This window comes from Streptomyces sp. NPDC000229 (assembly GCF_040300825.1).
Taxonomy (GTDB): domain Bacteria; phylum Actinomycetota; class Actinomycetes; order Streptomycetales; family Streptomycetaceae; genus Streptomyces.
Genome location: NZ_JBEPEL010000041.1, coordinates 1 through 17,163, shown reverse-complemented (window position 1 = coordinate 17,163; position 17,163 = coordinate 1). Strand labels below are relative to the sequence as shown.

Here is a 17,163-nt window from a genome sequence, read left to right as displayed (position 1 = left end):
CCGGTCGACCTCCCGATCAGGCGCATTCGCCCCATTTCCGCCCAGGCAGCACTTCTTCATACAGAGGAGAGTCATGGCTTCCCCACCCCGCGCCCTGAAACGTCATCGCGCGAGCCGCGCCGTCGGCACCTTGCTCGCAGCCCTGGCCCTGCTGGTGGCGGGCGGCGTCACTGGCACAACCGCGGCCGGGGCGACGACCTCGACCTGTCCGTCGGTCGACGGCCAGTGGGCCGCCCCCGGCCCGTTCGCCGTCAGCTCCGCATCCAACGGACGAGGCACAACCGTCTTCCGGCCGGCCGACCTGGGTACGTTGGGCTGCACCACACACCCGGTCGTCCTGTGGAACAACGGAGCCCGCTCCGGTCTCGACCGGTATGCCCCCTGCTGAACCACCTCGCGTCGCACGGCTTCATCGTCGCCGCGGCGGAGGGCAACGCGGGCACCGGAGGGCCCATGCTGCGAGGACTGGACTACCTGACGACCGAGAACGGCCGGGCGGGCAGCGTCTACCAGGGCAAGGTCGACCTGGCCAACGTGGGTGCCACCGGCCATTCCTTCGGCGGCGGAGCGGCGGTCGACGCCGGGGCCGATCCCCGGGTGGACACGATCGCGCCGATCTACCCCCTCGCCTTCAGCAGCGGTAGCCGGGTGCGGGGCCCCGCGGTGTTCTACGCCGGGCAGAACGACACCATCGTGTCACCCTCGACGGTCCGCCGGACCTACAGCCAGGCCACCCAGGTGCCTGCCATCTACGCCGAACAACGCGGCGCCGACCACTACGGCATCCCCGGCCTGCACGGCCCCGTCACCGCGTGGTTCCGCTTCCACCTCATGCATGACGAGCAGGCTCGTGGCCTGTACTTCGGCCCCAACTGCACCTACTGCTCGTCTTCGTTCTGGTCGGCCTTCGAGCGCAACCCCCGGGCCAAGGCCGTCCCCGGCCCCTGACCGCACACCACCTGGCGGAGAGTCCGACGCAGCCTCAGCCTGGCTGACCAGGTGCCGCACTGTCTCTGTGGACCGGACTGCTCGACACCCCACAACATTTGAGGTGCGCCCCGACCCGCATCCCGGGTCGGGGCGCACCGTGACGTGCCGAAGGTTCTGGAGAAGTACGGGGAGGACGGGGCGAGCGGACTGGCCCTCGCGCCCCGGCCACGAGCTGCCCCAGGCGCGGTGCCCACGGGTCATCGAGGCGGCGGAGGCCGGACTCGCCCCCTCGGTGGCCACCATGAAGCTCGCCGGTCACGGCGACCCGAACCTGGAGCTCGCCCTGCGGGGTCTCGAACGGAAGACGCGCGACCCCCTGTCTCCCGGGGTGGCGAGTACGCGTGGTGCCGGCCCTCGGGCACCTGCCGGTCCGGATGATCACCGACGGTGCCGTCGACCGTATCCGTGCAGAACCGGATCGCCGACGAGACTGCACTCCGACGCGCACGAGATCACAGCCGCCGGTGCCGCCCTTCCGGCCCACCTCAGCGGGGTGCGCGCGCCACGGTCCCTGCCGGGCCCGATCGTCGTCGCCTGCTGACCGGTCAAGGCAAGCCGGTCCCCAACTGGTGCCCGAAAACGGTCGAGGGGCCGTTTCAGATCCCTCTGAAACGGCCCCTGACCTGCGACTCCTTCGAGTCGGGACGACAGGATTTGAACCTGCGACCCCTTGACCCCCAGTCAAGTGCGCTACCAAGCTGCGCCACGTCCCGGTGCGCGTGTGCCTCGGCTTTCGCCGGGGTGAACGCGCAAGAGAAGGTTACCTCACTCCGGGGCGGGGTTGGCGTCGTGGGTGAGGTGGGCGTGGTCGGTGCGGGCGCGGGCGGCCAGGGCGTCGGCGCCGCAGGCGGTGGCGAGGGTTGCGGCGCGGGTGAGTTCGGCCGGGGAGCGGAGGGCCAGGGCGTATTCGTGGCGGGCCAGTGCGTGTTCGTACGCGGACGGGGACGCCTCCAGGTGGTGGACCGCCTGGGCGAGGATCTGGACGGCTTCGTCGGGGCGGGCGAACAGGGCGGCGCAGCGGAGGGCTTCGCCGATGGCGGTGTCGGTGCCGAAGCGTTCGGCCTGGACACGGGCGCGGGTGGCGAGCCGGGCCGCACGGGTGGGGTCCTCGGTGGCCAGGGCGCGGGCGAGGTCGCAGGCCCAGGGGGCCCAGAGGCCGTTGTGGCGGTCGCGGGCCTCGAAGGCGCGGCCGGCGGCTTCCAGTTCGGTGACGGCTTCCTTCGTACGGCCTTCGGCGAGGAGCAGGCGGCCGTGGACGCACGGGCCGTCGGGCATGATCATGGCGTTCGGCCAGGGTGGACCGAAGTGGTGGCGGGTGGCGACGTCGCGCGCCTCGGTGACCCGGCCGCGGGCGAGCAGGGTGTCGATGAGCAGGCAGGCGGCGTCCCACTGGACGGGCAGTCCGCTGCCGACCCGGTCACCGAGGCGGAGTCCCTCGCGGAGGAAGCTCTCGGCCAGGGCGAGGGCACCGCGGCGGCGGTGGGCGAGACCGAGGAGGGTGTGTGCGAAGGCGAGGTGGGCGCCGCTCCAGCCGGAGATCTCGTAGGCGCGTACGGCCTCCTCGAACAGCGCCAGCGCGCGGTCGGGCCGGTCGGTGAAGGCGTAGGTGACGCCGACCACGGCCGGTGTCTCGAACCCCCACTCGGTGTCGGTCCAGCTCAGGCCGCGCGCCGGGCGGCCGTCGACGAGGGCGCGGTCACACAGGTCGAGTACGTGTTCGGCGTCCTCGCCGCGCAGCATGGCGTCGAAGGCCCGCAGGGACAGCAGGGCGCGCTCGGCGTTGTCGGTGCCGGGGAGGTGGTCGGCAAGGTCGGCGAGGCGGCGGGAGCGGCCGGGTCCGTCGTCCTCGGTGGCCCGGAACCCCTCGTACATGAAGTGGGCCGCCTGGAGCCGCGTGCGGGCGGTGCCGGCCGGGGTGCGGGCGGCTTCGGTGGCGACGGAGTGGGCGGCCTCGCGGAGCTGGTCGCTGTGGGCGAGGGCCTGGGCGAGGCGGCAGGTGGCGTCGGCGCGGAGGTCTCCGTCGAGGCCGGGCAGGGCGAGGGCGGAGCGGAGGTGGCGGACGGTGGCGGGGGGTGAGGTGAGGAGGGCGGCGCAGCCCAGTTCGTAGAGAACCTGGGCGTACGCGTGGGGCGGCGGGGGTTCTTGGAGGGCGCGTTCCAGGCAGCGGCGGGCGGCCTCGGGGGCGCCGACGGCGAGGTGTTCGCGGGCGGCTTCGCGCAGTTGGGCGACGACTTCCGCGTCGTCGTCCGGGTGGATCTCCAGCAGGTGGCGGGAGGCGGCCGCGGCGCCGAGGCCCGCGCGGGCGACGGCCCAGGCCGCCCGGCCGTGCATGGCGGTGCGGGTGGCGGGGGGAATGGAGCGGTATATGGCGGTGGCGATGACCGGGTGGACGAACTCCAGGGTGTCGGAGCCGGTGACGATACGGGCCTCCCGGAGCCGTTCGGCGCAGCCGGCGGCCTCGGCGGAGGTCATCCCGGCGAGCGAGGCGGCGAGCCCCCTCGGGATGTCGGTGCCGAGCACGGCGGCGGCCCAGGCGAGCCGGGCGGGCCCGGTGCCGAGCCGTTCGAGCCGGGCGACCAGTCCGCTGCCGCGGGCCGAGGCGCCGAGGTCGCGCAGCCGGCCGACCGACCGTTCGACGGGGTCGAGCATCCGGTCCTGGACCTTGGCAAGGAGTTCAACCGTTTCATACGGATTGCCGCCGGTCACGGCCCACACCTCGCGGCAGAAGGGGTCGTCCGCCCGGTCCCCGAGGGTGGCCCGCGTCAGTTCGGCGGTCGCGCCGGGGCTGAAGGGGTGCAGGGTCACGCGCAGCCGGGCGGCGTCACCGAGCCGGTCGAGCAGGGCGGCGGACCCGGGCGGCGGGTCGGCGCGGTGGGCGAGGACCACGAGCAGGGGCAGGCTCGGCAGTCTCACGGCCAGGGAGGCGAGCCAGGTCAGCGATTCGCTGTCCGCCCAGTGCGCGTCGTCGACCAACAGGACGAGGGGCCGGGCCCGGTGGCGCTCGGCGAGCCGCGCGGCGAACCAGTCCAGGCCGTCCCGTACTCCTTGAGGGTCTGCCGCCGGCCCGCTGGGGGCGGCAATGCCGAGGGCGGGGGCGGCCACGTCATACCAGTCACCGAACAGGCGCGCGATCCGGTCGTCGCCGAGGCCGGCGAGCGCGGGCCGCAGCAACTGCCGTACGACGTGGAAGGGCACGGAGGTGACGGTTTCGCCGCCTCGCGCGCCGCGGACGGTGCACCGGTCCTCGGCGAGCCGGCGAACCGCGGCGAGCAGGGCGGTCTTGCCGATGCCCGCCTCCCCCCGATAGATCAGCAGGCCCCCCGACGCGGCCGGGCCGCACAGCGCCTCCACGGCGCGAGCGGCGGCGGCGAGCTCGGGCTCGCGCTCCAACAGCGGTACGGCAAGCCGGTGTTCCGGCCGGGACGGCAGCATCGCCTTCCCTCCCCCACGAGTACCCGACGAGTCCCCACACATCGTGGCCAGCCGAGCGTAGCCCCGTACCCCGGCCGGCGGACATGGTTGGGACGGTACCCGCCGGACGGGCGACAATTGGGGCGTGAACAGGACGCGGAGGGACCGGGACGAGGAGGGGCGGGCGCGCAGCGCACGCCCCAGGGACGGGCTGGGGCGCCCCCTGCCGTACGGCGAGGCGGGGGTGGAGCGGCAGCCCGAGGGGGTGGTGCGCACGCCCGGCGAGACGGTGCGGGAGGCGCAGCGGCTGCTGGACGCCGGGATGCCCTTCCACGCCCATGAGGTCTTCGAGGACGCCTGGAAGTCCGGTCCGGAGGAGGAGCGGGAGCTGTGGCGGGGGCTGGCGCAGCTGGCGGTCGGTCTGACCCATGCCGCCCGCGGGAACACGGCGGGCGGGGCCCGGCTTCTGCTGCGGGGCGCGGACCGGATCGGGGCGTACGCGAAGGGTCCGCACGGGATCGATGTGGACGGTCTCGTGGCATGGGCCCGCGCACTGGCCGGGCGGCTGGACGGGCTGGTGGACGTGGTGGACCCGGCGGCGGAGGCGCCGACACTAGTGGGGTGACGGCCGGGTGTCCTGACCGGGTCACTCCTCACGCGTGTTCTGCGCGGTCGGCCGCCGACGGGTCCGTGTGCTCCTCCGGCACCAGGTGGCTGCCGGCGCCGGCGGAGAACCACCGGCAGCTGAGGGTGCCGGGCTCGGCCACTTCCTCGGACTCCGCCGCCTGTGGCCACGGGCGTCGAACCACGCGCGCGAAAAGGTCTCATCGCGGTGGGCGGAGCCGTACGCGACCAACAGCGAGGCTCCGGCGGGCAGTCGGGTGCGGGCGTGGGTGACGGGACGGGCGACGGGGCGGGTGGTGGTGCGGCCGAGGTCCTGGACGGGGGCGTCGTGGCGGGCGGCTCCCTCGACGGCGGCGGGTGGCAGCTCCGGCTCGGTGCGGACGCGGCTCCATGGCGCCGGTCGAGCGTGGGGTCGCCGGTGCCGGGGGCGAGCGCGCGGCGGCGAGTGGGGAACACAGGTCGCCGCGGGGCGGGCGCGCCGGTCGCGTACGTAGCCGTCCAGGAGGGCGGCCGTGTGGCCGTCAGGCGCCGGAGGGGGCGATGCCGAGGGCCGGGAGGATCACCGCTTCGACGTACGCCGGCAGCGCGTCCTCCTCGCCGAACCGGTCCTCGAAGAGCCGCTCGATCCGCAGGACACCGAGGAAGCCGGGGGCGACGAAGGCGATCGCGGGGTTGTCGGCGGCGATCTCGCCCCGTTCGACCCCGCGCCGCAGCATCGCGTCGAGCGCGGCCACCTCGGGGTTGATGACCGTTTCGCGCAGCGCCCGGCGGAGGTCGGGGTGCTGGAGGTAGGCCTGGCCGACGGCTTCCATCAGCTCGGTGTCGCGGCCGCGCCGGCCCGCGGCGGCGACCGCGGCCGCGCGGAGGTCGCCCGCCAGGGAGCCGGTGTCGATGCCGGTGAACAGGCTGCAGCGGCTCTTGTCGAGCGCGGCCGTGACCAGCTGGGACTTGGTCCTCCACTGGCGGTAGAGGGTGGCCTTGCCGCACTTGGTGCGGGCGGCGACACCTTCCATGGTCACCGCGTCGTACCCGCCCTCCCGCAGCAGGTCGAGCACCGCCTCGTACAGCTCGAGCTCGCGCTCCGGGGTGATCTTGCTACGGCGTGCGGCGGCGGTGGCGGCCTGCGTGGACATCGGTCTTCTCCCGGCTGACGGGTGCCTTGCTGCACGTACGAGAGTAGGCGGCGCTCAATCGAGACGCAAACGTATCGAGACGCAAACGTATCGAGACGCAAACGTATCGAGACGTTTGCGTCTCGATGAAATCGGATCTACGCTTCCTCCGTTTTTGTTTCTCATGTGAACCTTCAAAGGGGCCGAGCATGGCTGCCGGGATACCACCGGAGACGACCGCCGCCCCGCGGCCGCCCCTGGTACGCGAACTGGTGCTGGTGGCAGCGCTGTTCCTCGTCTACAAATGCGGCCGGCTGGTCGCGAACGGTCACGAGGCCCGTGCCTTCGCCAACGCGGACCGCGTGTGGGACCTGGAGCGGGCCGTTCACCTGCCGGGCGAGGGCTGGGTGCAGGACCTGCTGCTGGACGGCGGGACGGTCGTCCAGGCCGCCAACGCCTACTACGCGTGGGTCCACTTCCCGGCCACGCTCGCCTTTCTGGCCTGGCTGTACTGGCGCCGCCCGGCCCACTACGTGTGGGCGCGCCGTGCCCTGGCGCTGCTGACCGCCGCCGCGCTCGCCCTGCATCTGCTCGTGCCGCTCGCCCCGCCACGCATGCTGGCCGAGGCGGGACTCGTCGACACCGCACAGGTCTACGGACCCTCCGTCTACGGCGCGACACCCGCGACGGACTCCATGGCCAACCAGTTCGCGGCGATGCCCTCACTGCACTTCGGCTGGGCGCTGATGGTCGCGATCGGGCTGATCGCCGCCACCCGCGGCCGGTGGCGGGCGCTGTGGCTGCTCCACCCGCTGGTCACCCTGCTGGTGGTCGTGGGCACGGCCAACCACTACTGGCTGGACGCGCTGGTGGCCACGGTGCTGCTGGGTGCCACCCTCGCCCTGGTACGGGTGCCGGGGACCGCGTGGCGGGTGCCGGTCCTCGGGGCGCGGGCGGTGCTGCGGTGAGGGCCACGCTGTTGGCCGTGCTGCTGTCGCTGGCCTCGTCGGCCGGGTACGCCCTGGCCGCGGTCGCCCAGTCGCGGCTGGCCGTGAGCGGCGGGGGCACCAGGGCGCTGCTCACCCGGCCGCTGTGGTGGTGGGCGGTGGGGCTGAACGCGGCCGGCGCGCTCACCCATGTCGCGGCGCTCCACTACGGGCCGCTCACCCTGGTCCAGCCGCTCGGTGCCCTGACGCTGGTCGCCGCGCTGCCGGTCGGGGCGTACTACGAGCGGCGGCGGGTGACCCGGGCGGAGTGGCGCGGTGCGCTGTGGACGCTGGGCGGGCTGCTCGGTCTCGTCGCGGTGGTGGGCCCGGCCACGCCGGGCGACGCGCTGTCGCTGCCGGAGGCGCTGGCGGTGGCCGCGGTGACGGCGGCGGGGATCGCCGCACTGGTGCGCCGCGGGGGCCGCGCCCTGGGGCTGGCGACGGCGGCGGGGATCTCGTCGGGCGTGGCGTCGGCGCTGACGCAGACGGTCACCGCGTCACTGGCGCGGGAACTGCCCGGCGGGCCGATGACCTGGTGGCAGACCGTGCTGATGGCGGTGCTGGTGGCGGTGTTCGCCACGGGCGGGCTCCTGCTGTCGCAGGCGGCGTTCCGGGGCGGGCTGGCGGCGCCGCTCGCGGTGGTGAACCTGGCGAACCCGGCGGCCGCGGCCGTCATCGGTGTCGCGCTGCTCGGGGAGACCTTCCGTGCGGGCCCGGTCGGCTGGCTGGTCGCGGCGGCCTCGGGGGCGGTGGCGGCGCGCGGGGTGCTCCTGCTGACGGCCGGTCACCCGGTCCCCCTGCCCGCGCCCCGCGCACCGGAGGCCGATCCCAGTCCGGTCACCCCTTGAGCAACTCCACGAGCACGGCGGCGTGGCTGCGGTCCGGCTCCTTGGAGGCGGTGAGCAGCGTGAGCGGCCCCTTCCGGGCGAGCTCGCGCAGCCGGTCGAGCGCCTCGGCCGCCTCCGGCTCGGCGAGCTCGGCCTCGTAACGCCGCCGGAACTCCTCGTACGCGTCGCCCTCCGCCGCGTGGTACCAGCGCCGCAGCTCGGTCGAGGGAGTGAGGGACTTGGGCCACTCGTCGACGTGCGCGTCCGCCTTGGCCAGGCCGCGCGGCCAGAGCCGGTCGACGAGGACCCGCACCCCGTCGCCGGGGTCGGCGGGATCGTAGATGCGGCGGACCGTGGGACGGCGGGCGGCTCGCGTCATACCTCCAGGTTAGGTCCGTCCCAAAAACGGCCGGGGATCGAGCACGGCAGGTGAGCGGGGCGGCGCGCCGCACCACTGTCGGAGGCCGGTGCGATGATCACCGGCACATCGACGCGAGGAGCACCATGGGCACCTGGGACATCGGCCCCTTCCAGAACGACACGGCTGCGGACTTCGCCCACACCCTGGACGAGACGGCCGAGGGCGAGCGCGAGAATCTTGTGCGTGCGACGCTGGCCCGCGCCGTCCGGTCCGGGGACTGCCTCGAGAGCCCGGAAGGGGATGAGGCCGTCGCTGCCGCGGCTCTCGTCGCGGCGCAGTGCCCGGGCGGTGAACCGGTCTGTGCGGTCTTCGGTCCCGACGAAGCCCTGCCGGTCTTCGCGGCCGACCTCCGGCCGTTCGCCGTGGAGGCCCTCGACCGGGTGGTGGCCGAGGGGTCCGAACTCGCCGAGCTCTGGGACGACACCCCGGAGGGTCCGAGGTGGCGTGAGGTGATCGGCCGCCTCCGCGATGTCCTCGACCCTCCGGTCCCACCGCAACAGGACACTCTCTTCGAGATCCAGGGGTGCAGAGATCCAGGGATGCCGGCTGCTCGATCGGTCACCGGTTCCGGCCGCTTCGGCGGCTGAGCACGTACCAGTCCGGCGAGTCCGGTTCGCCGTACTCGTAGTTCAGCTTCAGCCGGTCCCTCGTTCCTCCGACCGTCCACACGCCCGGCCAGCAGTCACCGGCGTCGACCTCGACGGTCTGGTTCCAGGGGTTGTCGTCCGGTTCGTACGTCCAGGTGCCCGTGTCCTCGCACCGCCGGCCCGAGGAGCCCCCGCCATCCGGTTCCCCCCAGGTCCGGGTGGCGACCGCGTGGCCCCGCTCGTCCAGCGACAAGGTGCCGCCGCGGCCGTCGTGCCAGGTGCCGACGAGGTCCGAACCGTGGACCCTTGGCGGGGTGTACTCCTCCCCGAGCCCGCTCGCGTAGGTTCCGGATCCGATGGCGCACACGACGGTCGCGCACAGCAGCCCGTGCCCGACGACCGCCCAGTACGGCCGTGGACGGGGCACGGCGCGGCGGGCCACCAGCGCCACGATCGTCAGACCCACCGCACCGCACAGCCACATCCGCAGCCAGGTTCCCGGACCGATGTCCGTCAGCAGCGCCACCACGAGCGCCGCCAGGGCCGCCCATGAGGCGGCTGCCGCGGGCACCCACCACCAGGCCTCCCTGCCCGTGACCCGGCGGCCGGCCCACGCAGCCCCCTGAAGCGTCGGCAGCACGGCGAACAGGGCGCCCATCAGGGCGACGGGGAAGCCGACGCAACAGATGAACGGCAGCATCAGCAGAGCGAGGCCGGGGCCGTCGGGCTGCCTCGGGGACTCCTGTGCCAACTCCACGAAGCCCCAGGCCGCGATCGCCGACGGCATCATCACCAGCACCGTCACCGAAGCGACCATGATGGCCCGTGCGTCCCACAGGCCCCCCGGCCCTTCGGCCTCTTGCGCCCACGGCCGGCCCGGCCTGCTCTCCCAGCCGTTCATCGCCTCACCCCCCACACCGGGATCATCTCCCAGAGGCGTCCGGCGCCTGCTGCCGGGGCGTGAGCAGCAGTTGCGGAACGGGCCTCAGTTGGCGGGGACGGGCCGGGCCGCTCGGGCGAGTTCGCGGCGCGCTTTCGTGAAGGGGCGGGGACGGTCCAGGGCGAGGACGGCCGTGGTGGCGCCGTCGCCCCGTTCGTACCGGGCCAGGAAGCCGCCGCCGTCGGTGGCCCCCTCGGTGATACGGACGGTGTCGCCGTCCCTCCGCCGGCCGGCGAACTGGATGCGCGACCCGTACTGGTCGGACCAGAAGTAGGGAAGCGGCCGCGCGGTGGCCACGGTCCGGCCGGCGAGCAGGTTGCGTACGGCGACGGCGGGCTGTTCCGTGGCGCTGGTCCAGTGTTCTGCGCGCAGCCCGCCGACGCGTGCGACATCGCCGACGGCCACGACCTGCGGCAGTAAGGTGACGCACCCGTCGTCGCAGCGGACGCCGTCGCCGAGGGCGAGGGTGGAGCCGGCGAGCCAGGCGGTGCGGGGCACGGCTCCGATGCCGACGACGACCACGTCGGCGGGGAGCACGCGGCCGTCGGCCAACTCGACGGCGCAGACCCGGTGGCCGCCGCGGTCGCCGCGCAGGGCCGCCACCGACGCGCCGGTGATGAGCCGCGTCCCGCCCCGGGTGTGCAGGGCGGCGCACACCGCGGCCATTTCGGGGCCGAGTTGGGGGACGAGCGGGAGCTCGGCGGCTTCGACGACGGTGACGTCATGGCCGAGCGCGGCGCACGAGGAAGCCGTCTCGGCACCGATGAAGCCTCCTCCGACGACGACGACCCGGCGCGGTCCGCCGGTCAGGTCGGTGCGCAGGGCGCGGGCGTCGTCGAGCGTGCGGAGGGTGTGGACGCCGCCGATTCCGGGGGAGCCGGGCAGACGGCGGGCCCAGGCGCCGGTCGCGATGACGACACCGTCGGTGGGGACGGTGCACCCGCCGTCCAGGAGCACGGAGCGGCCGCGCGGGTCGAGGCCCCGGGCCCGGGTGCCGAGCAGCCACTCGGCGGCCAGGTCGTCGTCCTCCTCGGGGTCGGTGAGGGCGAGTGCGTCCTCGCTGAAGGCACCGGTGAGGAACTCCTTGGAGAGGGGCGGGCGGTCGTAGGGGCGGTGCGGTTCCTCGCCCACGATCACGAGGCGTCCGTCGAACCCCTGGGCGCGCAGCTCGCGGGCCGCGTACAGGCCGGCGAGCGACGCGCCGACCACGGTCACGGTCTTCATGCCGCGGTGCCCTCCTCGGCGGCCGGTCGGACGTGGATGACACCGTCGGTGACGACCACCTGGTGGGTGCGGACGGGGCGGCGGGCGGGCAGGCAGGTCGGCTGTCCGGTGCGCAGATCGAATGAGGCGGCGTGGAGCGGGCATTCGACCAGGCAGCCTTCCAGCCATCCCTCGGAGAGGGAGGCGTCCTGGTGGGTGCAGGTGTCGTCGATGGCGTACAGCTCGCCGTCGGCGTTGAACACCGCGATGGGCGGGGTGGTGTCGGCACGGATGGATTCACCCGCGGGGAGGTCTTCGAGGCGGCAGACGGGAATCACGGGCCCCCCTCTTGGTCCAGGATTCTAGGACTCTTGGCTAAGATGACGTTGCACATGGCGCATGAGGGCGCGCTATTCGCAACAGAATCCGGTCGGGGTCCCTGCCCCGTCAAGGGCTTCCCGAAGATGCGGCCCGAACCGGCCGCAAGGTGGTGAGAGTTGAGCTATGACCCGCAACCAGACAGCGGCTGACCAGATCGACGAGGCGCGGGACCGGACACCCAAGGGCGCGGCGGGCGCCATCCAGTCGGTGGATCGTGCGGTGAGTGTGCTGGAGATCCTCGCCCGGCACGGTGAGGCGGGCGTCACCGACATCGCCGACGAGCTCGACGTCCACAAGTCGACGGCCTTCCGGTTGCTGGGCGTGCTGGAGAACCGGGGCCTGGTCAGCCAGACGCAGGACCGCGGCAAGTACTTCCTGGGGGCCGGCGTACTGCGGCTGGCGGGGGCGGCGGCGGTGCGGCTGGACATCTCCCAGGAGGGTGCGCCGGTCTGCCGGGAACTCGCCGACGAGTTGGGCGAGACCGTCAACATCGCGGTGCTGGACGACGACGCGGCCGTCAACATCATGCAGGCGCGCGGCCCCGCGTCCGTGACGGCGCAGAACTGGCTGGGCAGACGCACCCCGCTGCACGCCACTTCCAGCGGCAAAGTGCTGCTCGCACACGTGCCGGTCACCCTGCGGGAAGGGCTGCTGGCGCGGGCGCTGCCGAGGTTCACCGAGCACACGGTGACCAGCGCCGGGATGCTGCGCGGCGAGCTGGAGTCGGTGGTCGCGCAAGGGTTCGCCCTGGCGGCTCAGGAGCTGGAGCTGGGGCTGAACGCGGTCGCCGCGCCGGTGCGCGCCCACGACGGCAAGGTGATCGGCGCGCTGAGCGTGTCGGGACCGGCCTACCGCCTGGAGCGTGACCGGCTGCCGGAGCTGGCGCGGCGTACGGTCGCGGCGGCGAACGAGTTGTCGCGGCGGATGGGGTACGGCATCTGACGGACCGGCCGCCCGAGCCGACGCGCGGCGTACGGTCCCGGCGCCGCGGACGAACCGGCACGCGGCACGGTCCCGAATCCCCCGGTGAACCGGCACGGTCCCGGATCCCCCGGCGAATCGGCACGCGGCACGGACGCCCGGCGACCCGGCGCGCGGCACGCGGGACTCGGCTCGGTCACGGCCCGCTGCGGAGCTGTTCGGGCGCGCAGGGCAAGGCATCTGACGGGCCGACGGCGGGAGGGCCCGGAGACGGGGTCGCCGGACGCCTGGCCCCGCTTCGCCGTGTGCTGGGGGGGGTTCCTGTTCCCGCGATGGATTCACGGGGTGTTGCCCCCACCTCTTGACGCAACTTCTCGGCGTTCCCAGTATGTTCCTCGACGCGCAACCCATAGTGCAGTGCGCAACAGCAGAGGAGTCTGTCGTGCCACATGAGGTCCGTGCCGTCGTCGCCGTGAAGAAGGGCGCCCCCACCGAGGTGCAGACGATCGTGGTGCCCGATCCGGGCCCCGGCGAAGTGCTCGTCTCCGTCCAGGCCTGCGGGGTCTGCCACACGGATCTGCACTATCGGGAGGGCGCCATCAACGACGGCTTCCCCTTCCTCCTCGGCCACGAGGCGGCCGGGACCGTCGAGGCCGTGGGTGACGGGGTGGCTTGTCTGTCCCCCGGCGACTACGTCGTCATCGCGTGGCGCGCTCCGTGCGGGGACTGCCGGTCCTGCCGCCGCGGCCGCCCCTGGTACTGCTTCGACTCCCTGAACGCCGCCCAGCCCATGACCCTGTTGGACGGCACTCCCCTCTCCCCCGCCCTCGGCATCGGGGCGTTCGCCGAGAAGACGCTGGTCGCGGCCGGGCAGGCGGTGAAGATCGATCCCGCGGCCCGGCCCGAAGCGGCGGGACTCATCGGCTGCGGGGTGATGGCGGGGTACGGGGCCGCCGTGAACACCGGCGGCGTCGGCCGGGGCGACACCGTCGCCGTCATCGGCTGCGGCGGCGTCGGCAACGCCGCTGTCGCGGGCGCCTCGTTGGCCGGCGCCCGGCGCGTGATCGCCGTGGACATCGACGACAGGAAGCTGGACGCCGCCACCCGCTTCGGCGCGACGCACACCGTCAACTCCCGTGGGACGGACCCGGTCGAGGCGGTGCGCGAGCTGACCGGCGGGTTCGGGGTGGACGTGGCGATCGACGCGGTCGGGCGGCCCGAGACGTACCAGCAGGCCTTCTTCATGCGCGACCACGCGGGGCTGCTGGTGCAGGTCGGCGTGCCGGACCCGGACATGCGGCTGGAGCTGCCGCTGATCGACCTGTTCTCACGGGGCGGCGCCCTGAAGTCGTCCTGGTACGGGGACTGTCTGCCGAGCCGGGACTTCCCGATCCTCATCGACCAGTACCTGAGCGGCCGGCTGGACCTCGGCGCGTTCGTCACGGAGAAGATCGCCCTGGAGGAGGTCGAGAGCGCGTTCGCGAAGATGCGCCGGGGCGAGGTCCTTCGCTCCGTGGTCATGCTGTGAGCACGCTCCGGGCCCAACGGGTGGTCACGTCGGGCACGTTCAGCCTCGACGGCGAGACCTTCGACGTCGACAACAACGTATGGCTCGTCGGGGACGACGAGGAGGTGCTGATCGTCGACGCCGCCCATGCCCCCCGAACCATCGCGGCGGCCGTCGCGGGCCGCCGGGTCACCGCCATCGTGTGCACCCACGGCCACGACGACCACATCGGCGCGGCGCCCGCTCTCGCCGAGGCCACCGGGGCGCCCGTCCTGCTGCACCCCGCCGACCGTGGACTGTGGGACACCGCCCACCCCGGCCGCGCACCGGACGGCGACCTGCGCGACGGTCAGCGGCTGCTGGTCGCCGGGGTCGCGGCGCGGGTGCTGCACACGCCCGGCCACACCTGGGGCAGCTGCGTGGTTCACGTGCCGTTCCTGGACGCGGTGTTCACGGGCGACACCCTCTTCCACGGCGGCCCGGGAGCGACCGGTCGCTCGTACTCGGACCGGCCCGCCCTCGTGACCTCGATACGGCAGCGGCTGCTCCCCCTGCCGGGCGCCACCGTGGTGCACACCGGGCACGGCCAGGACACGACGATCGGCGCCGAGCGGCCCCACGTACCGGCCGACCTCTGAACCCTGACTCCAGGAGGGGCATGTCCCGCACGTCCGAACCCACCAACCGCCGTGTCGTGGTCATCGGCGCCGGCATCGTCGGCTGCTCCCTCGCCGACGAACTGACCGCCCGCGGCTGGACCGACGTCACCGTTCTCGAACAGGGCCCGCTCCCCGCCCCCGGCGGCTCCACCTCCCACGCGCCCGGGCTCGTCTTCCGGACCAACCCGTCGAAGACGCTCACCGAGTTCGCCACCTACACCGCCGAGAAGTTCCGCGCCCTGGAGGCCGACGGGCAGTCCTGCTTCAACCCCGTCGGCGGGCTGGAGGTGGCCACCACCGAGGAGCGCCTCGCCGAACTGCACCGCCGGGCCGGATACGCCGCCTCCTGGGGCGTACGCGGTGAGGTGGTCCCGCCGTCCCGCTGCAAGGAGCTGTGGCCGCTCCTCGACGAGACCAAGGTCCTCGGCGGTTTCCACACCCCCGACGACGGGCTCGCCCGCGCCGTCCTCGCCTGCCGGGCCCAGATGGCCCGTGCCGAAGCGCGCGGCGCCCGGTTCCTGGAGCGGCACACCGTCACCGGCATCGAGCGGGAGAACGGCCGCGTGACCGGTGTCGTGACCGACCGGGGCACCTTCCCCGCCGACCACGTCGTCTCGGCCGCCGGTTTCTGGGGCCCGGTCGTCGGCCGCATGGCCGGGGTGGACGTCCCGCTGCTGCCCCTCGCCCACCAGTACGCCAGGACCGGGCCGCTGCCGGAACTGGCCGGCGCGACCGCCGAGGCGTCCCGGCCCATCCTCCGCTTCCAGGACCGTGACCTGTACTTCCGCGAGCACACCGACCGCATCGGCATCGGAAGCTACGCACACCGGCCGCTGCCCGTCGATCCGTTCGCCGTCCCGTCGTACGACGAGGCGCCCGTCATGCCCTCGTCCTGCCCCTTCACGCCCGAGGACTTCGCGCCGAGCTGGAAGGACTGCGCCTGGCTGCTGCCCGCACTGGGGAAGGCGGAGGTGGAGGAGGGCTTCAACGGGGTCTTCTCGTTCACGCCCGACGGGATGCCCGTCCTCGGCGAGTCCCGCACGCTGCGCGGCTTCTGGCTCGCCGAGGCGGTCTGGGTGACGCATTCGGCGGGTGTCGCGAAGGCGGTCGCCGAGTGGATGGTCGACGGCCGCGCGTCGATCGACCTGCACGAGTGCGACCTCACCCGCTTCGAGGACGCCCAGCGCTCGCCCGCGTACGTCCGTGAACGCGGCTCACAGCAATTCGTCGAGGTGTACGACGTCATGCACCCCCTCCAGCCCATGGAGCAACCGCGCCCGTTGCGGGTCAGCCCCTTCTACGCCCGGCAATGCGAACTGGGCGCGTACTTCCTGGAGGGTGGCGGGTGGGAGCGGCCGCACTGGTACGAGGCGAACGCCCCGCTCACCGAGGGCCTGGACCTGCCGGAGCGGGACGCCTGGTCGGCCCGCCACTGGTCGCCGATCGCCGCCGCCGAGGCCCGGGCGACCCGCGAGAAGGTCGCGCTGTACGACATGACCCCACTGCGCCGGCTGGAGGTCAACGGCCCCGGCGCCCTCGCCTTCCTCCAGCGCATGACGACCAACAACCTCGCCAGGAAGCCGGGGGCCGTCACCTACACCCTGCTCCTGGACGAGCGCGGCGGCATCCGCTCCGACCTCACGGTGGCGCGGCTCGCGGAGGACCGGTTCCAGATCGGCGCCAACAGCCGCGCCGACGAGGACTGGCTGCTGCGGCACGCCCCGGACGGCGTCCAGATCCGCGACATCACCTCCGGGACGTGCTGCATCGGCGTGTGGGGGCCGCTCGCCCGCGCCCTGGTCCAGCCGCTGACCGGTGACGACTTCTCGCACAAGGGCTTCGGCTACTTCCGGGCCAGGCAGACGTACCTCGGGCACGTCCCGGTGACGGCGATGCGGCTGAGTTACGTCGGTGAGCTCGGCTGGGAGCTGTACACCAGCGCCGACCTGGGGCTGCGGCTCTGGGACACGCTGTGGGAGGCCGGCCGGGAACACGGTGTCATCGCCGCCGGGCGGTCCGCCTTCAACAGCCTGCGACTGGAGAAGGGCTACCGGTCGTGGGGCCAGGACATGACCGACGAGCACACCCCGTACGAGGCGGGTGTCGGCTTCGCCGTCCGGATGGACAAGGGGGACTTCGTCGGCCGCGAGGCTCTGCGGGAGGCGGGCGAACCGGAACGCAGGCTCACCGCCCTGCTGCTGGACGACCCCGCCGCCGTCGTGCTCGGCAAGGAGCCGGTGTACGTGGACCGGGCGCCCGCCGGCTACGTGACGAGCGCCGCGTACGGCTGCACGCTGGGCCGCTGCGTCGCGTACGCGTGGCTGCCGCCGCTGGCCACGGGCACCGCCGTGCACGTCGGGTACTTCGACCGGAAGGTGGCGGCGACGGTCGCCGACGAGCCCCTGTTCGACCCGGAGATGAGCCGTATCCGCCGCTAGGGCCTCTCGTTCGGATCTTGCTGGGCTCGTGACGCCTGGACACCGCACCTCGCGGCGTTGTCGTCGGTCGCCAATGCTCCGCAGTGGCTCCCTCCTCCGCCTTGCGATGCACGGCACCAGACGCCACTCCCTGATCCAGCCTGATCCAAACGAAAG

The 17,163-nt window shown here is 73.5% G+C and carries 16 protein-coding genes and 1 tRNA gene; 10 read left to right on the top strand and 7 right to left on the bottom strand.

Annotation, left to right across the window (positions count from 1 at the left end; all coding sequences use genetic code 11):
- Positions 1 to 73: 73 nt before the first annotated feature.
- Complete coding sequence (locus tag ABT360_RS20500; RefSeq protein ID WP_351818162.1) at positions 74 to 388, top strand: hypothetical protein; 315 nt, start codon at positions 74 to 76, stop codon at positions 386 to 388.
- Positions 340 to 948, top strand: coding sequence for a poly(ethylene terephthalate) hydrolase family protein (locus ABT360_RS20495; RefSeq protein ID WP_444852286.1), 609 nt, complete (start codon positions 340 to 342; stop codon positions 946 to 948). Before ABT360_RS20500 ends, ABT360_RS20495 begins: the two co-directional genes overlap by 49 nt.
- Positions 949 to 1,629: 681 nt before the next feature.
- Here ABT360_RS20495 and ABT360_RS20485 read toward each other — a convergent pair.
- Positions 1,630 to 1,703: transfer RNA gene (locus ABT360_RS20485), tRNA-Pro, on the bottom strand.
- 52 nt (positions 1,704 to 1,755) lie between these two features.
- The gene (locus ABT360_RS20480) at positions 1,756 to 4,422 is read right to left on the bottom strand and encodes an ATP-binding protein (RefSeq protein ID WP_351818156.1); all 2,667 of its coding nucleotides are present in this window, start codon (positions 4,420 to 4,422) and stop codon (positions 1,756 to 1,758) included.
- A 124-nt stretch (positions 4,423 to 4,546) separates the two neighbouring features.
- Here ABT360_RS20480 and ABT360_RS20475 point away from each other — a divergent pair, with 124 nt between their 5' ends.
- Positions 4,547 to 5,026, top strand: coding sequence for a DUF309 domain-containing protein (locus ABT360_RS20475; protein ID WP_351818153.1), 480 nt, complete (start codon positions 4,547 to 4,549; stop codon positions 5,024 to 5,026).
- A 520-nt stretch (positions 5,027 to 5,546) separates the two neighbouring features.
- Here the strand turns inward: ABT360_RS20475 and ABT360_RS20470 are convergent.
- Entirely contained in the window at positions 5,547 to 6,158 is a 612-nt protein-coding gene (locus tag ABT360_RS20470; protein ID WP_351818150.1) for a TetR/AcrR family transcriptional regulator, read from the bottom strand.
- A 188-nt stretch (positions 6,159 to 6,346) separates the two neighbouring features.
- Here ABT360_RS20470 and ABT360_RS20465 point away from each other — a divergent pair, with 188 nt between their 5' ends.
- The gene (locus tag ABT360_RS20465) at positions 6,347 to 7,105 is read left to right on the top strand and encodes a phosphatase PAP2 family protein (RefSeq protein WP_351818147.1); all 759 of its coding nucleotides are present in this window, start codon (positions 6,347 to 6,349) and stop codon (positions 7,103 to 7,105) included.
- A complete protein-coding gene (locus ABT360_RS20460) occupies positions 7,102 to 7,971 on the top strand; it encodes a DMT family transporter (RefSeq protein WP_351818144.1) in 870 nt (289 codons plus the stop codon). Before ABT360_RS20465 ends, ABT360_RS20460 begins: the two co-directional genes overlap by 4 nt.
- Here ABT360_RS20460 and ABT360_RS20455 read toward each other — a convergent pair.
- Positions 7,961 to 8,329 carry a DUF488 domain-containing protein gene (locus ABT360_RS20455; protein ID WP_351818141.1) on the bottom strand — a complete coding sequence of 123 codons (369 nt, stop codon included), beginning with the start codon at positions 8,327 to 8,329 and terminating at the stop codon, positions 7,961 to 7,963. The genes ABT360_RS20460 and ABT360_RS20455 overlap by 11 nt on opposite strands.
- Before the next feature lie 125 nt (positions 8,330 to 8,454).
- Here ABT360_RS20455 and ABT360_RS20450 point away from each other — a divergent pair, with 125 nt between their 5' ends.
- Positions 8,455 to 8,958: a DUF4259 domain-containing protein gene (locus tag ABT360_RS20450; protein WP_351818138.1), complete on the top strand. Its 504-nt coding sequence runs from the start codon at positions 8,455 to 8,457 to the stop codon at positions 8,956 to 8,958.
- On the opposite strand, the gene ABT360_RS20445 is transcribed toward ABT360_RS20450, so the two are convergent.
- The 3 genes from ABT360_RS20445 to ABT360_RS20435 all read right to left on the bottom strand — a co-directional run bounded on the left by ABT360_RS20445 (position 8,930) and on the right by ABT360_RS20435 (position 11,439).
- Positions 8,930 to 9,874 (bottom strand): hypothetical protein, encoded by a 945-nt coding sequence (locus ABT360_RS20445; RefSeq protein WP_351818135.1) that lies wholly within the window; start codon positions 9,872 to 9,874, stop codon positions 8,930 to 8,932. The two genes, ABT360_RS20450 and ABT360_RS20445, sit on opposite strands and share 29 nt — an antisense overlap.
- Before the next feature lie 69 nt (positions 9,875 to 9,943).
- Positions 9,944 to 11,122, bottom strand: coding sequence for an NAD(P)/FAD-dependent oxidoreductase (locus tag ABT360_RS20440; RefSeq protein ID WP_351818133.1), 1,179 nt, complete (start codon positions 11,120 to 11,122; stop codon positions 9,944 to 9,946).
- Positions 11,119 to 11,439: a bifunctional 3-phenylpropionate/cinnamic acid dioxygenase ferredoxin subunit gene (locus tag ABT360_RS20435; RefSeq protein WP_351818130.1), complete on the bottom strand. Its 321-nt coding sequence runs from the start codon at positions 11,437 to 11,439 to the stop codon at positions 11,119 to 11,121. Before ABT360_RS20435 ends, ABT360_RS20440 begins: the two co-directional genes overlap by 4 nt.
- Positions 11,440 to 11,680: 241 nt before the next feature.
- On the opposite strand from ABT360_RS20435, the gene ABT360_RS20430 reads away from it, so the two are divergent.
- From ABT360_RS20430 to ABT360_RS20415, 4 genes are all read left to right on the top strand, one after another.
- Positions 11,681 to 12,424, top strand: coding sequence for an IclR family transcriptional regulator (locus ABT360_RS20430; RefSeq protein WP_351818266.1), 744 nt, complete (start codon positions 11,681 to 11,683; stop codon positions 12,422 to 12,424).
- Positions 12,425 to 12,845: 421 nt separating this feature from the next.
- Positions 12,846 to 13,931 carry an S-(hydroxymethyl)mycothiol dehydrogenase gene (locus tag ABT360_RS20425; protein ID WP_351818127.1) on the top strand — a complete coding sequence of 362 codons (1,086 nt, stop codon included), beginning with the start codon at positions 12,846 to 12,848 and terminating at the stop codon, positions 13,929 to 13,931.
- The gene (locus ABT360_RS20420; protein ID WP_351818124.1) at positions 13,928 to 14,548 is read left to right on the top strand and encodes an MBL fold metallo-hydrolase; all 621 of its coding nucleotides are present in this window, start codon (positions 13,928 to 13,930) and stop codon (positions 14,546 to 14,548) included. The genes ABT360_RS20425 and ABT360_RS20420 overlap by 4 nt, the downstream gene beginning before the upstream one ends.
- Before the next feature lie 20 nt (positions 14,549 to 14,568).
- Complete coding sequence (locus ABT360_RS20415; protein WP_351818121.1) at positions 14,569 to 17,007, top strand: GcvT family protein; 2,439 nt, start codon at positions 14,569 to 14,571, stop codon at positions 17,005 to 17,007.
- Positions 17,008 to 17,163 lie beyond the last annotated feature (156 nt).

Excerpts from the sequence above, each read along its gene's own strand:
- ABT360_RS20470 (WP_351818150.1), bottom strand. The coding sequence starts at position 6,158 with ATGTCCACGCAGGCCGCCACCGCCGCCGCACGCCGTAGCAAGATCACC.
- ABT360_RS20415 (WP_351818121.1), top strand. The coding sequence starts at position 14,569 with ATGTCCCGCACGTCCGAACCCACCAACCGCCGTGTCGTGGTCATCGGC.
- ABT360_RS20455 (WP_351818141.1), bottom strand. The coding sequence starts at position 8,329 with ATGACGCGAGCCGCCCGCCGTCCCACGGTCCGCCGCATCTACGATCCC.
- ABT360_RS20465 (WP_351818147.1), top strand. The coding sequence starts at position 6,347 with ATGGCTGCCGGGATACCACCGGAGACGACCGCCGCCCCGCGGCCGCCC.
- ABT360_RS20480 (WP_351818156.1), bottom strand. The coding sequence starts at position 4,422 with ATGCTGCCGTCCCGGCCGGAACACCGGCTTGCCGTACCGCTGTTGGAG.
- ABT360_RS20440 (WP_351818133.1), bottom strand. The coding sequence starts at position 11,122 with ATGAAGACCGTGACCGTGGTCGGCGCGTCGCTCGCCGGCCTGTACGCG.
- ABT360_RS20450 (WP_351818138.1), top strand. The coding sequence starts at position 8,455 with ATGGGCACCTGGGACATCGGCCCCTTCCAGAACGACACGGCTGCGGAC.
- ABT360_RS20500 (WP_351818162.1), top strand. The coding sequence starts at position 74 with ATGGCTTCCCCACCCCGCGCCCTGAAACGTCATCGCGCGAGCCGCGCC.